19 protein-coding genes are annotated in these 18,888 nt (G+C 37.4%); 13 read left to right on the forward strand and 6 right to left on the reverse strand.

Annotated elements, in window-relative coordinates:
* Position 1 precedes the first annotated feature (1 nt).
* Positions 2-721, reverse strand: a complete 720-nt coding sequence (locus tag ACE1MS_RS00770) for a YetF domain-containing protein (protein ID WP_012292432.1) — start codon at positions 719-721, stop codon at positions 2-4.
* Positions 722-827: 106 nt separating this feature from the next.
* On the opposite strand from ACE1MS_RS00770, the gene ACE1MS_RS00775 reads away from it, so the two are divergent.
* Positions 828-2,033 carry an MFS transporter gene (locus ACE1MS_RS00775; RefSeq protein WP_012292433.1) on the forward strand — a complete coding sequence of 402 codons (1,206 nt, stop codon included), beginning with the start codon at positions 828-830 and terminating at the stop codon, positions 2,031-2,033.
* 211 nt (positions 2,034-2,244) lie between these two features.
* On the opposite strand, the gene ACE1MS_RS00780 is transcribed toward ACE1MS_RS00775, so the two are convergent.
* A complete protein-coding gene (locus tag ACE1MS_RS00780) occupies positions 2,245-2,931 on the reverse strand; it encodes a universal stress protein (RefSeq protein WP_012292434.1) in 687 nt (228 codons plus the stop codon).
* Positions 2,932-3,480: 549 nt separating this feature from the next.
* Here ACE1MS_RS00780 and ACE1MS_RS00785 point away from each other — a divergent pair.
* From ACE1MS_RS00785 to ACE1MS_RS00835, 11 genes are all read left to right on the forward strand, one after another.
* Positions 3,481-5,892, forward strand: coding sequence for a Na+/H+ antiporter subunit A (locus ACE1MS_RS00785; RefSeq protein ID WP_447402637.1), 2,412 nt, complete (start codon positions 3,481-3,483; stop codon positions 5,890-5,892).
* The gene (locus tag ACE1MS_RS00790; RefSeq protein WP_012292436.1) at positions 5,882-6,304 is read left to right on the forward strand and encodes a Na(+)/H(+) antiporter subunit B; all 423 of its coding nucleotides are present in this window, start codon (positions 5,882-5,884) and stop codon (positions 6,302-6,304) included. The genes ACE1MS_RS00785 and ACE1MS_RS00790 overlap by 11 nt, the downstream gene beginning before the upstream one ends.
* Before the next feature lie 3 nt (positions 6,305-6,307).
* Positions 6,308-6,646, forward strand: a complete 339-nt coding sequence (locus ACE1MS_RS00795; protein WP_012292437.1) for a Na(+)/H(+) antiporter subunit C — start codon at positions 6,308-6,310, stop codon at positions 6,644-6,646.
* The gene (locus tag ACE1MS_RS00800) at positions 6,639-8,144 is read left to right on the forward strand and encodes a Na+/H+ antiporter subunit D (protein WP_447402638.1); all 1,506 of its coding nucleotides are present in this window, start codon (positions 6,639-6,641) and stop codon (positions 8,142-8,144) included. Before ACE1MS_RS00795 ends, ACE1MS_RS00800 begins: the two co-directional genes overlap by 8 nt.
* Positions 8,144-8,626 carry a Na+/H+ antiporter subunit E gene (locus ACE1MS_RS00805; RefSeq protein ID WP_012292439.1) on the forward strand — a complete coding sequence of 161 codons (483 nt, stop codon included), beginning with the start codon at positions 8,144-8,146 and terminating at the stop codon, positions 8,624-8,626. Before ACE1MS_RS00800 ends, ACE1MS_RS00805 begins: the two co-directional genes overlap by 1 nt.
* Complete coding sequence (locus tag ACE1MS_RS00810) at positions 8,626-8,910, forward strand: Na(+)/H(+) antiporter subunit F1 (protein WP_025116881.1); 285 nt, start codon at positions 8,626-8,628, stop codon at positions 8,908-8,910. Before ACE1MS_RS00805 ends, ACE1MS_RS00810 begins: the two co-directional genes overlap by 1 nt.
* Positions 8,888-9,247 carry a Na+/H+ antiporter subunit G gene (locus tag ACE1MS_RS00815; RefSeq protein WP_036166534.1) on the forward strand — a complete coding sequence of 120 codons (360 nt, stop codon included), beginning with the start codon at positions 8,888-8,890 and terminating at the stop codon, positions 9,245-9,247. Before ACE1MS_RS00810 ends, ACE1MS_RS00815 begins: the two co-directional genes overlap by 23 nt.
* 304 nt (positions 9,248-9,551) lie before the next feature.
* Positions 9,552-10,343 carry a transporter substrate-binding domain-containing protein gene (locus ACE1MS_RS00820; RefSeq protein WP_012292442.1) on the forward strand — a complete coding sequence of 264 codons (792 nt, stop codon included), beginning with the start codon at positions 9,552-9,554 and terminating at the stop codon, positions 10,341-10,343.
* Between the two features lie 120 nt (positions 10,344-10,463).
* A complete protein-coding gene (locus ACE1MS_RS00825) occupies positions 10,464-11,123 on the forward strand; it encodes an amino acid ABC transporter permease (protein WP_031418079.1) in 660 nt (219 codons plus the stop codon).
* Positions 11,116-11,838, forward strand: a complete 723-nt coding sequence (locus tag ACE1MS_RS00830; RefSeq protein WP_447402639.1) for an amino acid ABC transporter ATP-binding protein — start codon at positions 11,116-11,118, stop codon at positions 11,836-11,838. The genes ACE1MS_RS00825 and ACE1MS_RS00830 overlap by 8 nt, the downstream gene beginning before the upstream one ends.
* Positions 11,839-12,139: 301 nt before the next feature.
* Positions 12,140-12,955 (forward strand): metallophosphoesterase, encoded by an 816-nt coding sequence (locus tag ACE1MS_RS00835; RefSeq protein ID WP_289449990.1) that lies wholly within the window; start codon positions 12,140-12,142, stop codon positions 12,953-12,955.
* Positions 12,956-12,976: 21 nt separating this feature from the next.
* On the opposite strand, the gene tatC is transcribed toward ACE1MS_RS00835, so the two are convergent.
* Genes tatC through ACE1MS_RS00855 form a run of 4 tightly spaced genes read right to left on the reverse strand, consistent with a single transcriptional unit; the run spans position 12,977 to position 16,554 of the window.
* Entirely contained in the window at positions 12,977-13,822 is an 846-nt protein-coding gene (gene tatC, locus ACE1MS_RS00840; protein WP_012292446.1) for a twin-arginine translocase subunit TatC, read from the reverse strand.
* An 11-nt stretch (positions 13,823-13,833) separates the two neighbouring features.
* Positions 13,834-14,037 carry a twin-arginine translocase TatA/TatE family subunit gene (tatA, locus tag ACE1MS_RS00845; RefSeq protein WP_012292447.1) on the reverse strand — a complete coding sequence of 68 codons (204 nt, stop codon included), beginning with the start codon at positions 14,035-14,037 and terminating at the stop codon, positions 13,834-13,836.
* A gap of 42 nt (positions 14,038-14,079) precedes the next feature.
* A complete protein-coding gene (locus ACE1MS_RS00850; protein WP_031418085.1) occupies positions 14,080-15,792 on the reverse strand; it encodes a GMC family oxidoreductase in 1,713 nt (570 codons plus the stop codon).
* Between the two features lie 12 nt (positions 15,793-15,804).
* The gene (locus ACE1MS_RS00855) at positions 15,805-16,554 is read right to left on the reverse strand and encodes a gluconate 2-dehydrogenase subunit 3 family protein (RefSeq protein WP_031418087.1); all 750 of its coding nucleotides are present in this window, start codon (positions 16,552-16,554) and stop codon (positions 15,805-15,807) included.
* A 327-nt stretch (positions 16,555-16,881) separates the two neighbouring features.
* On the opposite strand from ACE1MS_RS00855, the gene ACE1MS_RS00860 reads away from it, so the two are divergent.
* Positions 16,882-18,879, forward strand: a complete 1,998-nt coding sequence (locus ACE1MS_RS00860; RefSeq protein WP_200990801.1) for a methyl-accepting chemotaxis protein — start codon at positions 16,882-16,884, stop codon at positions 18,877-18,879.
* Positions 18,880-18,888: the final 9 nt, after the last annotated feature.

Here is an 18,888-nt window from a genome sequence, read left to right on the forward strand (position 1 = left end):
TTTACGGGCTTGAATGTCTCGCTTTATCTTTTAAGCTAATGTATAATGACCCATTTGTTTGAACTTGTGCAAAAAAGACATCTTCAACGGAATGTACATTTTGTTTTTTCAACTTCTTCATTACCCAGTCCTCTGTTAATTCAAGCTCAACAATGTTTTCCTTGATAAGTTGACCATCTGATATAACCTCTGTAGGCAGATAAGTAGGTGGGGTAACATCTGCCTTAACATCCTGCTTTGTGGCAACTTGTTCGGAAGTTTTTTGCAGGACACTTAGTTTTCCATTTGTTTCAAGTAACGCATAGTGTATATCTTGTACAGAAAAGATGGCTTGCTCACGTAGCATCATTGTCAGCTCGTCCATATGCAAACGGTTTTTCCTTAAGGCAGATTCTAAAATAAGTCCATTTTGTACGACAATGGTAGGTTTGTCATCAATAAGTACACGAGCTTTTTTGGATTTAATCGTAATAATCGTCATTAAGTAGGTTAAGGCGCTCCACCAGACAAGCGATATTATTCCATCTAAAAAGGGTGTTTCCTCCTGTGAGGCAATTTCTGCAGCAATTGATCCAAATGTAATACCAGTAATATAATGGAAAAATGTTAATTGGCCCAATTGCTTCTTTCCAAGAATACGCGCCAAAATAAGTAATATAAAGAATGAAAGTGTTGTTCGAAGAATCATTTCCCAAAAGTTAGCATGAATAAAGCTTTCCATGCATACATCAACTCCTTTTACAGCTGTCGAAACATAGCTTGTGCAAAATAGTTAATAGTATGCGACAATCGTCAATAACAAAAACTAAATAGAGCGAGGTGGCAGCATGAATAATCAAATAAATGTCGCAAATCCAATCTACCCAATTATGATTTTGATAGGTGTTGCTCATCTTATCAATGATACGATGCAAGCTGTTATTCCAGCTATGTTTCCAATTTTTAAAAGTGAGCTAGGACTTACCTTCACACAAATTGGTCTCATATCATTTGTCTTAAATATATTTGCGTCTGCATTACAGCCTATTGTAGGGTTTGTCAGTGATAAAAAGCCAATGCCCTATGCTTTACCAATAGGTATGGTAAGTTCTTTTATTGCTATTACAATAATTGCTTTTACTACTCAATATTGGATTATTCTTATTGCGGTATTATTTTTAGGCTTCGGTTCAGCAATATTTCACCCTGAGGGTTCTAGAGTATCCTTTATGGCAGCAGGTTCTAAAAGAGGACTTGCTCAATCGATTTATCAAGTTGGGGGAAACTCAGGACAAGCGCTTGCCCCACTAATTAGCGCCTATATATTTGATATTTTCGGTCAGCGAGGTGCAGCGATTGTATTAGTAGCGGCAACATTCGGTATTATTCTATTAACTAAGATTGCAAGATGGTATAAAAAGCAATTAGAGCAAGAGCGTGCAGCGAAGAAAAAACGGGTGTTGGTTTCGACATTGCCACCACTAACAAAGAAGCAGGTAGGGGTAGCTTTAACCTTACTATTTACGATTATTTTTGCACGATCATTTTATACAACAAATATAACTAGTTTCTATGTGTTTTATTTAATGGATCATTATGATGTGAATCTTCGTCTAGGACAAATCCTTATTTTCCTCTTCATGGCATTTGGGGTAGTAGGGACATTTTTCGGAGGCTCTTTGTCGGATCGTATTGGAAGAAAAAATGTCATTATTCTTTCCGTTGTAGTACCAATGCCATTTTGCCTAGCATTGCCTTATGTACCGTTATGGGCTGCTATGATATTTTTAGTGATCATTGGTACATTGATCATGATTAGCTTCTCTGTAACGGTGGTATACGCACAAGAGCTAGTTCCATCTAAAATTGGCACAATGGCTGGTTTAACAACTGGCTTTGCCTTTGGTATGGGGGCCATTGGAGCCATGGTTATTGGTGTTTTAATGGACCACAAAGGTATTGATTTTACAATGATGGTCGTCTCATTATTGCCGTTATTATTGTTAATTGCCTTTTTCCTACCGAAGGATAAGCCAGCATCTTCAGCAGCTTAGTAAAAACATATCCTGACGGTAGCGAACGCAAAAAATTGAGTTTGCCTACAGTTTTTTTACAATGAAATAAAGTTTTCCACTACAGTCAAATTGTGATTAATCTCAGTCCAAAGAGTTAAATTGAAATGACAAAATGCCATCGAGAGTAAACTTCCCGATGGCATTTGTCAACAGTGTGAACGCATCCTTTAAAAAGAGGAGCGCGTTTTTTTTATTGTCTTAATGGGGATAAAAATTCCGCAGGAAGCTTCTCTTGATCAATCACATAGCCCTCTGAAATATGAACCTCATGCATTTTATCGTTGTAAGTGAATTTAAAGACACCATTATCAAAATCTGTGCCGATTTCCTTGAAGAAGATACCTTCGATGGATACGTATTTCGGACATGTAAATGCTACTTTAAAGTTTTCCTGTTCTTTGATTAAATAAGCACGAACACCTTTTTCGTATGTCTCGTTTGCATCATCATCAGTAGGACGTTGAACAGCAACAATATGAAAATCTACAAATGGAACTTCTTTTAACAGTACATTAAGGAACGATCCTTTAGTGATCTCTTCCCAACGGCTTTGTGCGCTTTGACCTACAATAATTTGTGAAATGCCATAGTTTTTCGCGACTTCTGCAATGACTTTCTGAATGGGGCGTTTTTCATTATCTTGCAATATAAATTTTTCGACCTCAAGTTCGTCTGATAACTTTTCCCATTGCTCAATGTAACTAGATTTCTCAGCGTCAAATGCATCAAGGGGTTGCGAATCAACTGAAAGAATATAGAGTGGGCAATCTAGCATTGTCGCCATTTTGTGTCCTCTACGTATCAAACGCTCACCATTTAAGCCATAGTAAACACAAACTAATATACTTTCGTCTAAACGCCCTTTTACATGCCTCATAAAAAATGTACACCTCTTATCTGTTGGTATTTTGTTAATTTCACTGTTAATTATAAAAAAATATCCTAAAACAGCTAAAATTGATGCTGTTACAGTGCATTATGCTCATTTATATTGTATACTTAAAAATGTATAAAAGTTAACGAAAATATATTGGAAAACCCTTGAAGTAATAAGCTTATATCAATAATTTAAAGTTATTTAATTTATGCATTACGTGCATCTATGCTAAATTGATTTCATATGCCACACTATTATGCAGTGTGTTAAATAGATAGTCAAGTGTCTTTATAATGCTGATATAATTGAGTTATAACTGTATAAATTATCTGAATTTCCACAAGTTATTTAGGCTTGCATCGGGTTAGAGGTGACTAAATAACTAAACATACCAATGACAAGACACTTTAACACCCCAACACTTTCCATTTGCAAAATTTCAAGAATAAATCTGATATGTTAGCTTAAACAAATTGCTATAATCTTAGCATTTACCATTCCAATACCACAAAAATTTGCTTGATGATTTTGATAGTAGGAGGTTTTCATTTGGTTACAGTACTTATCGCGATACTTTTGCCATTTGTCTGTGCTGCACTTATCCCATTGCTGTATAGGCGACTAAGGCATATAACACATCTTGGCTGGTTTGTTTTTTCTGTTCCATTCATCTTGTTTCTTTTACTTGCGCGCTATATTCCTCAAATTGCCGGAGGTAAAACATTTATCCATACATATGAGTGGATTCCCTCTTTTAATATAAATATTACAACATACCTAGATGGGCTCAGTATGATTTTTGGCTTACTGATTACAGGTGTAGGTAGTTTAGTCATTTTATATTCTATTTTTTATTTGTCAACGAAAGAATCTCTTCACCATTTTTACTGCTATTTATTACTATTCATGGGCGCTATGCTTGGCGTTGTTTTTTCAGATAACCTAATGGTATTATACACATTTTGGGAATTGACAAGTGTGTCATCATTCCTATTAATTGCATTTTGGCATCATAGAAAGGCATCACGTGCAGGTGCTAAAAAAGCAATGATGATCACAGTATTTGGCGGTCTCTCTATGCTTGCGGGTTTCCTGATGCTCTATGTAGCTGCTGATACATTTAGTATTCGGGACATTGTAGCTCATGTAGGGGTTATCCGTGATCATGCCCTATTTACTCCAGCATTAATCTTAATTTTACTAGGTGCTTTTACAAAATCTGCACAATTTCCATTTCATATTTGGCTACCTGATGCCATGGAAGCGCCAACACCAGTTAGTGCTTACTTACACTCAGCCACAATGGTAAAGGCAGGTATTTATTTAGTTGCCCGTTTTTCTCCAGTTTTTGGAGGAGAAGAGATTTGGTTTTGGCTAGTAAGTGTCATTGGTCTTGTTACACTTTTCTGGGGGTCATTTAATGCGGTTCGCCAAACGGATTTAAAGGCGCTATTAGCCTTTTCAACGGTAAGTCAGCTAGGCTTAATTATGAGTCTTTTCGGTCTAGGGTCTGTTGGTCATTACTATGGCTACACGAAAGACTCTATTGTATATACACAAGCAAGTTTTGCGGCATTGTTTCATCTCATCAACCACTCCACTTTTAAAGGAGCCTTATTCATGATGGTCGGGATTGTCGACCATGAAGTGGGGACGCGGGATATTCGCCGTTTAGGTGGCTTAATGTCCTTAATGCCTATCACATTTACAATCGCAGTCATTGGCAGCTTTTCAATGGCAGGATTACCACCATTTAATGGTTTCTTGAGTAAAGAAATGTTCTTTGCAGCGGTCTTGGCTATTCGGGATGTAGAGGCCTTTTCCATTGCTGATTTAGGGTTATTTTTCCCATTAGTAGCGTGGGTAGCCAGTATCTTTACCTTTGTCTACAGTTTGATTTTAATTAGTCGAACATTTTTGGGTAAACTACAGCCTGAGAAGATGGATAGAAAACCACATGAAGCTCCATTGGGTATGCTCCTATCACCAATTGTTTTGTGCCTGTTAGTAGTCGGTATCTTTTTCTTCCCAAACGTGTTAGGCCATTATATTTTAGAGCCTGCTATGGCAAGTATTTATCCTACATTCCCAACAACCTATGAATTAACACCACATATTTCTGCTTGGCATGGAATTAATGCGGAATTGTTAATGACATTAGGAGTCATTGTGCTTGGATTCATTTTATTCAAGACATTGAAAAGCTGGAAGCCGGTGTATCGAATTTTTTCACAAAAGTATACGTTTAATACGTACTACAATCGAATGATAGAAATAAGTGAGAGTGGTTCAGAGAAGCTTACTCGCAAATATATGACAGGTAATTTAACACATTATTTTGTCTATATATATGTATTTTTTGTTGCACTTATTGCTGGTTATTTTATTTGGTCAGACGCAATGACTTTTAATTTTGATATGGACTCTACCATTGAATCATACGAATTAATTCTTGTATTTGTTATGGTATTCGCTGCGGTTTGGATGATTTTTGCAAAGGGTCGTGTTACAGCTATGCTATTAAATGGCGTATTAGGCTATTCAATTGCCTTCTTCTTCGTCATTTTCCGCGCACCAGATTTAGCGCTAACACAATTAGTTGTAGAATCCGTAACAACTGCATTATTCCTTTTATGCTTTAAGTATTTACCTGATTTAATGCCTGAGGCACCTCGCAAAAGGGTGCAATGGTCTAAAGCCATGATTTCTATATTTGTCGGCGCAACAGTCACAATGGTTGGTCTAGCTGTTGTGCACTACGAGCAATTTGAGCCTGTTTCCAGTTATTTTAATGATGCCTACGAGTTGGCAGGTGGTTCAAATATTGTTAATACAATTTTAGGGGATTTTCGTGCCTTTGATACAATGCTTGAGGTTGTTGTGCTTCTTATTGCTGGCTTAGGGGTTTATACACTAACAAAGCTTAAGCCTCGAAAGGAGGAAGCAGATCATGAAAATTAATGATGTGATACTACGGACAGTCACTAAGGCAGTCGTCTTCATTATTTTAACACTTGGCGTGTATTTGTTCTTTGCAGGACATCATGCTCCAGGTGGTGGCTTTATTGGCGGCCTCGTGTTAGCTTCTGGCATTGTTTTATTGTATCTTGCTTACGATATAGAGACTGTGCATAAGGGAATGCCGTTTGACTTTAAAAAGGTTGCAGCTCTTGGTGTTTTGCTTGCGACAAGTACGGCAATAGGTTCTTTGTTTTTTGATGTACCATTTCTAACACAGGCCTATACGTATATAAATGTCCCGATTTTCGGGAAAATGGGTTTTTCAACCGTAACCATTTTTGAAGCAGGTGTAGCTTTAACGGTAGTTGGTGTTGTCGTGACAATAATTTTAAGCATAAGTGAGGATGAGTAGCTGATGGAATCTTTGATACTTGTTTTAGTAGGTATATTAGTAGCTGTTGCAACGTACTTAATCCTCTCTAAACAGTTATTACGTGTTATTTTAGGTACTGCTGTTTTATCACATGCTGCCCACTTGCTGATTCTAACAATGGGAGGTCTTAAAAAAGGGGATGTCCCATTATTAGGTGAATCAGAGGGGCCTTATACAGATGCATTACCGCAAGCCCTAATTCTAACAGCTATTGTTATTAGTTTTGCTGTGACTGCGTTTGTTCTCGTTTTAGGCTATCGAGCGTACAAAACAAATGGTTCAGGGAATCTTGATGAATTGAGGGGTACGCCGGATGAGTAATATGATTGTTTTACCATTAATAGTCCCAGTAATTACGGCTATTTTACTGGTGTTTTTAAAAGAGCATGTCTTTTTACAACGTATTATTAGTTTATTGACATTAAGCTTTATCGTTATTATTAGTGTTATTTTATTAGTAGAAATTCAAGAACAGGGGATCATGCGCATTGACTTTAGTGGCTGGGCACCGCCTTTTGGTATCTCATTTGTGGCAGATTCCTTCGCTACACTACTCGTGTTAGTGGCAAATCTTGTAGCGGTTATTTGTATGCTTTATGCAATTTTTACAATGGAATTAAGATATGAAAAAATGTATTTTTATCCGTTTACCTTACTTATGGTAGCTGGTGTTAACGGTTCATTTTTGACAGGAGATATCTTTAACTTATTTGTATGCTTTGAAGTGATGCTGCTGGCGTCATATGCCCTAATTAGCTTAGGTGGGGAAAAAATTCAGCTTCGAGAAGCATTAAAATATGTGCTTATTAATATTGTTGCATCTTGGATTTTCTTAGTGGCATTGGCTTTTCTTTATGGAACAGTCGGTACATTAAATATGGCCCATATTTCTGTGCGTGTGATGGAGGCAGGTGCTAATCCCCTTATTACAACAGTGGCACTCATTTTCTTAATCGTCTTTAGCTTAAAGGCCGGACTGTTATTATTCTTCTGGTTACCAGGCTCTTATAGTGTACCTCCCACAGCCATCGCTGCTTTATTTGCAGCCTTATTAACAAAGGTTGGGATTTATGCACTTGTAAGGACATTTACATTGCTTTTCCCAAATAATACGGAAGTCACACATATGGCACTTGGCATAATGGCCGGTATTACAATTGTAGCTGGTTGTATTGGTGCTCTTTCAGGGCGTGATGTTAGAACAATCGCTTCATATAATGTATTAATTGGTGTTGGGTTTATAGTAGCTGGCCTAGCAATGGGTACAGAGTCCGCCTTACAGGGTGTTGTCTATTATTTAATGCATGATATGGTGGCAAAGGCTATGCTATTTATAGCTGTCGGTATGATGATTTATGTAACTGGGGAAACGGTCATAGATAAAATGAGTGGGCTTATTCGGAACTATCCGTTCTTTGGCTGGCTATTCTTTTTAGCTATGTGTTCACTAGCGGGTATCCCGCCATTGAGTGGCTTTTTAGGAAAGGTTTTAATTGGACAAGGTGCTATAGAGGGCGGCAATTTTGTTCTATTAGGTCTAGGATTTTTCTCTAGTTTAATTGTTTTGTATTCATTACTGCGGATCTTTCTTTCCTCCTTTTTTGGCGAGACCATTATTAGCTTGGAGGATGAAAAGCCTTTACCCAAACGTGTGATACTGCCGTTAACTTTACTAGCTGTATGTACTATAAGTTTAGGAATCGGGGCTGAGAAATTGGCTCCCTTTGTCACCGATGCAGCAGAAACGTTATATACACCATCTATCTATATAGATGCTGTTCTTGATGGTGAACAATGGCAAGGTGAGGTGAATAAATAATGGCGATGCAGTTTATTTTAAATTTATTTATCGCAGCACTTTGGTTACTCTTGCAAGATGAAGTGACACCACAATTTTCAACGTTTTTAATGGGGTTTATCGTAGGAATGGGCATATTATATGCGATGCATCGCTTTTATGGCACTCAATTTTACTTGCGGCGAGTCTTTTCGATTATCAAGTTATTATGGCTATTTAATTGGGAGCTGTTTTTATCAAGCTATAGTGTATTAAAACAAATTACTACACCAAAGCTAAACATTACGCCTGGTATTTTCACTTATAAAACCGCACTCAAGGGAGATTGGGAGATTACGGCACTAGCATTACTGCTAACATTAACACCCGGTTCTGTCGTCATGGAAGTTTCTGAAGAGGGCGATGTCTTTTATATTCATGCCATGGACATCGAGCAGTCTAAGGATGCTGTCATTCGCTCTATTGGGAAATTTGAACAAGCAATAATGGAGGTGACACGTTAATGATAGAGAATATTTTACTTCTGGCTCTCGCCTTCTTTAGTATTTCCATCGCGCTGTCGTTATATCGGGTTATCCGTGGCCCATCTATGCCTGACCGAGCCATTGCTCTTGATACAATTGGTGTAAATCTTCTATCCGCTATTGCGATTGTTTCGATTATATTAAAAACAAAGGCTTATCTAGAAGCTATTCTTATATTAGGTATTTTAGCGTTTATTGGGACTATTGCCTTTACAAAATATATTGAAAGAGGTGTGATTGTTGAACGTAAATCAAATGATTGAATGGGCGGCAGTCATCCTAATTCTGATCGGTTCTATTGTGAGTGTTATTAGCGCATTTGGCATGATTCGTTTACCAGATGTTTATACGCGATCACATGCTGCTACCAAAAGCTCCACGTTATCCGTGTTAACTTGCTTATTAGGTACATTTATTTACTTTTGGGTGCACGATGGTTATGTTAGCGTCCGCTTAATTTTAGGTATTCTATTCGTCTTCGTTACAGCTCCAGTTGCCGGACATTTAATCTGTCGTGCGGCTTATCGTTCTCATGTTCCATTAGCAGAAGGCTCTGGCGAGGACGAATTAAAAGATAAATTATTTACGGAAAAAAAATAAGCACTAGACCTCCAAATGGGGGTCTTTTTTGTTTCCTTAGAAATTTTGAAGGGATAATTATTAAGTTTTCGGAAAATAGTAAAGGAAAGTGGAATTGAAAATAGTAAATTGACTAATCTGAAAATTTTGTATATAATATTTCATTTAAAATTTTCTTGTTTATCTTGATTATTATTTCAAAAGAGTATATCTTAATTAGCAGATAGTTTTTTTATTCTCTTATATGAATAAATATCCAATTTACTATTTTTGAGAAATGTATTCTCATACACAATAACTTATAAATAAAAGGAGATGCTTAATAATGAAGAATAAATTATTCATGATGATTCTTGTACTAGCTATTGGCGTACTAGCAGCTTGTGGCGCTAAAGAGGATGACGCAAATAATTCTAATGCTGATAGTAGTACAGACAAACAAGTATTAAAAGTTGGTACTTCAGCAGACTATGCGCCATTTGAATATGTTGACGCAGCAAAAGGTGAGGAGATTATAGGATTTGATATTGATTTAATTAAATTGGTTGGGGAAAAAATAGGTGTAGACATGCAAGTGCAAGATATGGACTTCAACAGTCTTGTGCCAGCGTTACAAGCAGGGAAAATTGATGTAGTAATTTCTGGTATGACACCCAATCCTGAACGTGAAAAGGTAGTAGATTTTTCTGATCAATATAATGAAACAGAGCAGGTAATTATTGTTAAAAAAGATAGCGGTATTAAAAAGGAAGCTGATTTAGCTGGTAAAAAAGTCGGTGTGCAAACAGCCTCTATTCAAGAAAATTTAGGTAATGAAATTGCAAAAAAAGTGGATGTTTCAGTTGAAGGACGTACACGAATTCCTGAAATTATTCAAGATATGATGTCTAAGCGCTTAGACGCAGGTATTTTAGAGGGTGGCGTTGCGAAGGGTTATTTAAAAACAAATGATCAATTAGCAGCCTTCCCTGTAGAAGAACAGCCTGAGGATTTCAAAGCGATTGCTGTGCCAAAGGGTAGTAATCTAAAGGAAAAAATTAACAAAGCATTAAAAGAACTAGCTGAAGAAGGCAAAATCCAAGAGTTAGAAGAAAAATGGTTAGAAAAAGTTGAATAATACATGTATGCGATAGCTCCTATTTGAGCTATCGCTTATGCTTTTCAGTTCAATATAATACGCTTCGGCATGATTTCAAACAAATGCTGAATCAAGATGAAAAAGAAAGGAGGGAGCGCTGTGAACTTGGATTTTACAGCAATCGTTCCCTCTATTCCTTATATTTTAAAAGGGATAGGTGTTACACTCCAAATTGCAATTGGTGCATCCATTATTGGGTTTATCGTCGGTATATTACTAGCCTTATGTAAAATTGGAAAGGTAAAAGTTTTACGTTGGTTTGCTGATTTTTATACGTCGATTTTCCGTGGTACACCACTAGTATTACAATTATTAATTATTTATTATGCAGTACCACAATTATTAGATATTCAAATCGAGCCTATTCCAACGGCCATTATTGCATTTGGATTAAATTCAGGTGCTTATATTTCGGAAATTATTCGTGCAGGTATTAATGCAGTGGATAAAGGGCAAATGGAGGCAGCACAAGCCCTTGGCATTCCTTATGCAAAGATGATGAAGGATATTATTATTCCGCAGGCAGTAAAAAATATTTTGCCCTCTCTAGTTAATGAATTTATTACACTAAATAAAGAAACAGCAGTTGTCACAGTAATTAGTGCCCTTGATATAATGCGTCGTGCTTATATAGTAGGTGGTTCGACATATCGATATCTTGAGCCTTTACTATTTGCTGGTATTATCTATTACCTCATGACACTTGTTTTAACGTTCCTTGGTAAACGAATCGAGAAAGGAATGAGAAAAAGTGATTAAAATTGAAGATTTACACAAATCATATGGACAGAATGAAGTACTAAAAGGTATTTCAACCGAAGTTAAAGAAAAAGAAGTTATTGCTATTATCGGACCTTCGGGATCTGGTAAATCAACGTTCCTTCGTTGTCTAAACTTATTAGAAATCCCTACGAGTGGAAAGGTAACAATAGCTGGGGATGTTCTCACAGATAAAGGGACAAATATTATGAAGATACGGGAAGAAGTAGGGATGGTATTTCAGCATTTTCATCTTTTCCCACATAAAACAGTACTAGAAAATTTAACGTACGCTCCAATTAATGTAAAGGGAATGGATAAAGTAGTTGCGATACAAAATGCAGAAGAGTTACTTAAGAAAGTAGGTCTCTTCGAAAAGCGCCAAGAGTATCCCAACCGTTTATCTGGTGGACAAAAACAACGTGTTGCCATTGCCCGAGCGCTTGCCATGGATCCAAAGGTCATATTATTTGATGAACCAACCTCAGCACTTGATCCAGAAATGGTTAAAGAAGTATTGGCCGTTATGAAAAACCTAGCAGATAGTGGCATGACAATGTTAATTGTTACACATGAGATGGGCTTTGCACGTGAAGTTGCTGATCGCATACTTTTCTTAGATGGTGGCAAGCTCATTGAGGATGCCCCACCAGAGCAGTTTTTCACATCTCCTTCAACACAGCGAGCAAAGGATTTCTTAGAAAAGGTTTTATAAATAAACAAACAAACGCATTAAGCTCTCTTCGAAAAGGGAACTTACTGCGTTTTTTTATTCAGAACGCAAAAGTATAAGGTTATCCCCCTATTATGATGTAATTACATAATTATGAAATTATCCCCATACTATATCATGTGTAAGTTAGCTACGAATAGAAAAGGGTGGCGGGGTATGGTTGGATTTTGTGCATTCTATGTAATTAAAGTGCATATACTTACAATCAATTTGTTTTTTGCTTATAATAGGGAAGTCAGAATTTTTTTCTGAAAAAAAGTAGCCGCAAAGTGAGCGATTGCGATTGAAAAAATTATTATATGGTGTTTTTTTCATTGTTTTTATAGTCATTTTTTTGTACGTAAACAATCACTGGCTAGTCTTTAGTAAGCATGTGTTCGAATCAGAAAAGGTGCCTGCCAGCTTTGATGGGCTACGCATTGTACAAGTATCGGATTTACATGATGCCCTCTTTGGTAATAATCAGGAAAAACTGATTGCTAAAGTTAAGGAGACAAATCCTGACTATATTTTTATCACAGGTGATGTGATTGATAGCAATCGCTATGATTTAAACCAAAGTCTACAGGCAGTTAAGGGACTAGTAGACATTACGGACGTTTATTATGTACTAGGAAACCATGAAGTAGCGACGAATAAGGTAAGTGAAATTTATGAGGCGCTATCATCGTTAGGGGTACATATACTGGCCAATGAATCGACCGTTTTAGAGCGCGACGGGGAGCGCTTGGCGATTGTTGGGATAGAAGATCCGTTAATGGGTAGATCAACCGAAGACATGTTGGAGTTGGCTACAGCCTATTTACCAGATGATATGTTTAAGATGTTACTGGCGCATCGACCTGAAGTGTTTAATACGTATGTAAATGATGGCATAGACTTAGTATTTTCTGGGCATGCACATGGAGGGCAAGTTCGTATTCCAGGACTTGGAGGACTTGTTGCCCCAGGACAAGGGCTGTTTCCGAAATATACGGCTGGTGTCTACGATGAAGGAATCACTAAAATGGTGGTTAGTCGTGGCTTAGGCAATAGCTCGGTACCATACCGCATTTTTAATCTTCCAGAGATTGTTGTGATGGATTTAAAGAAAAAATAAGCACTGTGTAAAAATTAAAATTTACGCAGTGCTTTCAATTTGTTTTCGTTCTAGACGTTTGACAAGGTAAATGCTTATTTCATACAGAATAATCATTGGGATTAATACGAGGAGTTGGCTAATAAAGTCGGGCGGTGTAATGACAGCGGAGCATATACCCATTACGATATAGGACCATCCCCGTATTTTTCTCATGGATTCAGCACTCAGTACCCCGATAGCTGATAAAAATAGGGCAACGATCGGTAATTCAAATAATAGCCCAAGCGGTACTGTAGTCATAATTAAAAAATGCATATATTCACTAGCGGATACCATGACATCAAAATTGGTAGCACCTATGCCGACTAAAAACGAATAGCTTAGCGGGTTTACTACAAAATAGCCAAAAGCGATTCCTAATAAGAACAGTGCCAGCATAACGGGTGCATAGAGTCCTAAAAATCGACTTTCCGTTTCCTTTAGCCCTGGTTTTACAAAACTCCACAGAAAATGAACAAGAAAAGGCATGGCAAGACCAAATGATAAGGTAGTTGAAATGGTCATATAAAATTTAACGACCTCAAGTGGTCCTAAAATAATAAGAGAATGACCACGAGTTACAAAGGGAAACCAAATATTAATAGTAGAAAAAACAACAATAAAAAAAAGAATAAAAACAGTTAGCCCTTTTATTATTTGTTTACGTAAATCCGAAAGATGTTCCAATAATGAGGTAACAGGTATAATAGGCTCTTCTGCTACTTGTTGATCTTCCATTTTTACTGCTTGTATTTCAACTAAAGCCTCCATAGGTAACGGAGGCTCAGCTTGTGGTTTATCAAGAGGGCTTAAAAACTTTCTTTTTCCATCCTCATAAGGATCCATAGGAAACCCTCCTACGAAACATCAGATTTTTTTTCGACCTTTTTCACAGAATCATCATCATCTTCCATCAGCCCTTTGGTAGATTTTTTGAATTCTGCAAAAGTTTTACCTACCGCACCGCCGATTTCCGGTAATTTTCTCGGCCCAAAAACAATTAATACAATAACTAAAATAATGACTAATCCAGGTACTCCAATTGCTCCAAGACCACCCATATGCCTTGCCTCCTTAAAATAAAATTATTAGATTGTAAAAAATTAAACTAAGGAACCACCTGATTGACTATATTTTATGACACCTTCTGCACAACGATAGGCTAGTGCTCCCAATGTTCCAGTCGGATTGTAGCCGCTATTATGTGCAAAGTTTCCAGCGCTTACAGCGAAGAGATTATCAACATCCCAGTGCTGTAAGTAATTATTCACGACACCTTGCTCTGGCGTTAAACTCATAACAGTCCCGCCAGTGTTATGCGTTGTTTGGTAAGGAACGATATTATAATCGGTAATTTCAGCATTTGGCACGATTGTTTTTGCGCCCATTTGCTTCATAATGTCTGCTGCACGCGCAGAAATAAATTTATGAAGTGCACGATCCTGATCCGTAAAGTTGTACGTTAGTTGCATTAATGGAAGACCGTATGCATCCTTGTAGGTTGGATCTAATGTTAAATAATTTTGCTTATGTGGCATGGATGCGCCTTGCGCACCAATCCCGAATGAACGTGTATAGTAATGAATAGATTGCTTTTTAAATTCTGGTCCCCATGTAGGTGTATCGGGTGGAGTTGGATTTGACCCAATTGGTCGTGTCCCTGTTTGTGTAAGAGCAATGTTCCCACCATGAATAAAATCTAAATCACTATGGTCGAAATTGTCGCCATTATAATCGTCTACACACATACCTAAAGAGCCTGCTCCCATAAATGTATTGTATTGTTCGTCAAAGAAACCAACAGCCCCAGGTAAGATTTGATAACAATAATTTCGCCCAAGTGTCCCTTTGCCAGTAGTTGGATCATATCTTTCACCTATGTCAGAGACCATTAGAAGCTTGGCATTATTAAAGACGTAACTAGTTAAAACGACAGCGTTGGCAGGCTGAATAAATTCTTCTCCTGAGACAGTATCGATATATCTTACACCAGTAACTTTATTGCCCTGTTTTAAAATTTCAACAACGTTTGAATTGTAACGTAAATCAAAATTACCTGTTTTTAATGCAGTAGGAACAACTGTAATTTCTGCTGAGGATTTTGCGCCATATTCACAACCGAAACGTTCGCAGAAACCACAATATTGGCAAGCGTTAATCGTTTCACCATCAGGGTTTTTATAAACCTCAGAGACGTTTGCTGATGGTACCATGTAAGGTGTTAGCTTTAAGTCCTGTGCCGCCTTTTCAAATTGCATAAGCATAGGAGTTTTCTTCATAGGTCCGGTTGGATAAGGGTTTGAACGTTTTCCACTAAATGTATTTTTATCATCTCCCGAAATGCCAGCTGTTTTTTCAAACTTGTCCATATAAGGCTCAAGTTGATCATAAGTTAATCCCCAATCCTGAATGAGATATTCTGGCCCAAGCTTGTTTGGACCATAATGTTTATCTGTTAGCGTTTTTATTTGGAAATCATAGGGTAAAAAACGGAACGTCATTCCATTCCAATGTGTTCCTGACCCTCCCAGCCCCTCTCCAAGTAGAAAGGAACCTAACTGGCGCATTGGTAATGCCTTCATATTACGATCATTTCGAAAAGTAACTGTTTCTTTGGACAGATTTTGCATTAAATCATAACGAATGGCATAACGGTATTCATCATGAACGTTTAAATAATCTTCAGTACCACGCTTTTGTCCTCGCTCTAAACCTACTACCTTTAAACCGGCTTTCGCACATTCAGCAGCAACGATACCACCTGTCCAGCCTACACCAACTGTTACAACGTCTACACTTGGTAATGTTTTGGCCATGTTTTACCCCCCTTAGTGGTTGCCCAAAGATTTAGGCTCAATTTTTTGGAATTTCGAATCTTCAATTTGTGATATATAAGCCATTTGGTGGCCAGGGAAGTTCTTCATGCGCCAGCCCTCCATATTACGATTCCCTCCGTACATTGGGTCCGAATAGGCGCCCTCTAATGTAGCAGCTCGTAACAGTGTAAAGAAGAATGCTGATTGCACACCGACCATTTCAACTTCCCCCTTTTGAAAGGCTGTTAAAATTTCGTCAATCTGTTTACCATCCAAATCGTTGAAGCTTTTTTTATAACGCTTTTGAGCTTCATCTTCCATTTTTTGAATACCTTGTCTGAAAATTTCAGCTCGTGTTAGGCGGCTTTGATAGCCTTGAGTAGGGGTACCTACATCAAAGGGGCCTTGCATATATTCTTTAGAATTACTACCATAATTTCCTGCTAATTGGTGATCGATAAAATAAGGGACATCTAATCCTATAGCACCTGGACCTAAGTCATCTTCTGGAAAAATACGTTCTGTTGCCTTTGATAAAATACTAAAATCTCTTTCATTTCTAAAAAACATTTTTGCTTTCGGCGAACCAAGAGCCTCATTCGTAGTACCGTGTCCACCATGCTCCAGAGTAGAAGTACCTTTACCATTGATGTTGTAGCCTACTAGTCCTCCAATTAATCCACCACCGACTAATGTACCAGCAGCAATACCAGTTGTCTTTAAAAAGTCTCGACGTGAAACATTGTTCTTGTCTGAACTCATAGTAATCCTCCCCTCAAATTTTTGAATCTATCCTAATTCTAATAATCAGCAAAAAATATAAATTATAATCAATTTCTGTTGGAAAAAGTTTTAATTTCATCCATTAAAGCCAATGAATTTTGTCAATCAATAGCGAAAGATACCGATAACTTAGAAAAATGTAGAAAATTGTTAACACTATAACAATAGGTAAAATGGTATTATTATACATTAATTAATCTTATTGGAAAAGTTTTGTTGACTTCTTCTTTTGCTGACTTTACTCTGAAAGTAATGCATAAATAACTGAATTTTATAGCTAAAAATGGAAGAAGTGAGAATAAGGAAATGTGGATAAAAGGAATTGGCGGTAAATTAGTCGTTGCAATTATTGCTCTTGTATTTGTGACGTGTGGAACGCTGGGACTGTCTACTTGGATAAATAGTACTAAGGCAATGAATGAACAAGTGGAAACAAACTTGGTTTCTAGAGCTGGGGATGTTTCACAATACATAGAAGAACATTTTCAATTAACATTAGTAGAGGTTGAGGCAATAGCAGAGCAAGAGGCTGTACGTAGTATGGATTTTGAAAAGCAAAAACAATATTTATCGAAACGTCTTGCGGATAATAAAAACTACCTTGGCTTTGGTATTATTAAAGCTGATGGAGTAGCCCATTATTTGGATGATACAACTGCTGATTTAGGTGATCGTGATTATGTAAAGGAAGGCTTTACGGGTAATTCAGTTATGTCTGAAATTACGATTAGCCGCGTAACTGGTGAACCTGTTATTTTAATTGTGTCTCCAATCGACACTGTGTCAGGTGAGAAAGCATTATTACTAGCCCGTATAGATGGTTATTATTTATCCAATATTGTCGAGGATATTAAAGTTGGAAACAGTGGGTACGCATTTATGTTAGACGCTAACGGAACCATCATTGGACATAATAATCACTCCTATGTGAAAGAGCAAAATAACCCCATTAAGGAAGCGGAAGAAACAGGTGTAATGACTGGTAGAGCATTGGCTGCTAAAGAGATGATTGCAAATAAAAGTGGTTATTTTTCTTTTGAAACAGAGGATGCAGGTACTAACTTGATGGGCTACCATACGCTTGATAATGGTTGGAAAATGGGAGTTGTAGCTTTAGAAAATGAGATGTTTTCAGGGCTTTCTAAGCTCAAGACGAACTTTATTGTCACAACTATTATTGTCTCATTATTAGGGCTAATCATTTCGTTTGCTATTTCACGATCTGTTAGTAGACCGCTTCGTCATGTTCTTCGCATTAGTGAAGGCTTATCAGAGGGTGACTTTACACAAGAGATTCCTGAAAAATATTTAAAACGCATTGATGAGATGGGGACAATGTCGCGTGCATTGGATCGCATGACTGATAATATGCGGGAAATGATAGCAAAGGTGAGCCATGAAGCTACTACTGTGAATGAAGCTTCTTGTGACTTAATGGGAGATGTCATAGCTGTAACAAAACATTCTGAACAAATAGCAGGTGCCATAAATGAAGTAGATAGAGGAGCACAAAGCCAAACCGTGATGGCAGAGGAAAGTGCATCTGCTATGGAGCAAATGGCTTTAGGGATACAAAATGTAGCTGAAGTAGCCTCAACCATTGCTTCAAATACAGATTTTATTTCCCAGAAAATTAGTGAAAGTAATCATGCTGTCCAACAATCAATTTGTCGGATGAATGAAATTCAGGAAGGGACTACTGCTGAGCTGATGATTATTCATAAATTAGAAAAGGAGTCTGAGGAAATAAACTTAATTTCTAATATGATTACAGCTATTTCTGAACAAACAAATTTATTAGCACTTAATGCATCTATTGAAGCTGCACGAGCTGGAGATGCAGGTAAGGGCTTTGCAGTTGTGGCAGAAGAGGTTCGCAAGCTATCAGAGCAAACAGCCGAGTCTGCTACTAAAATTAATGTGTTAATTGAACGAGTTCAATCGTACACCTTAGAAGTCGTGAAGGCAGCAGAATCAGGTGAAGATAACGTGGAACGCGGATTAGCATCCATTGAGGCAGTGGGCGAACGCTTTGAGGAAATAGTTCGAGCTGTTGGGGAAATAGCTGGCCAAGTTGAAGAAATGAATGCTTCAGCTGAACAAATGTCTGCCAATACTGAGGAAGTTTCAGCTTCTATGGAAGAAATGGCTGCCACTGCACATGCTGCAAGTGATTATGTACATGAGGTAACAGATGCCACAACAGAACAGTTAAAAACAGTTACAACGATGAATAATCAAACTGAAAAACTGTCAGAAATGGCGAAACGTTTATATGAGGCCATTCAAAAATTTAAATATTAAAGAAGAGGA

It is taken from the genome of Lysinibacillus sp. fkY74-1, assembly GCF_053165895.1.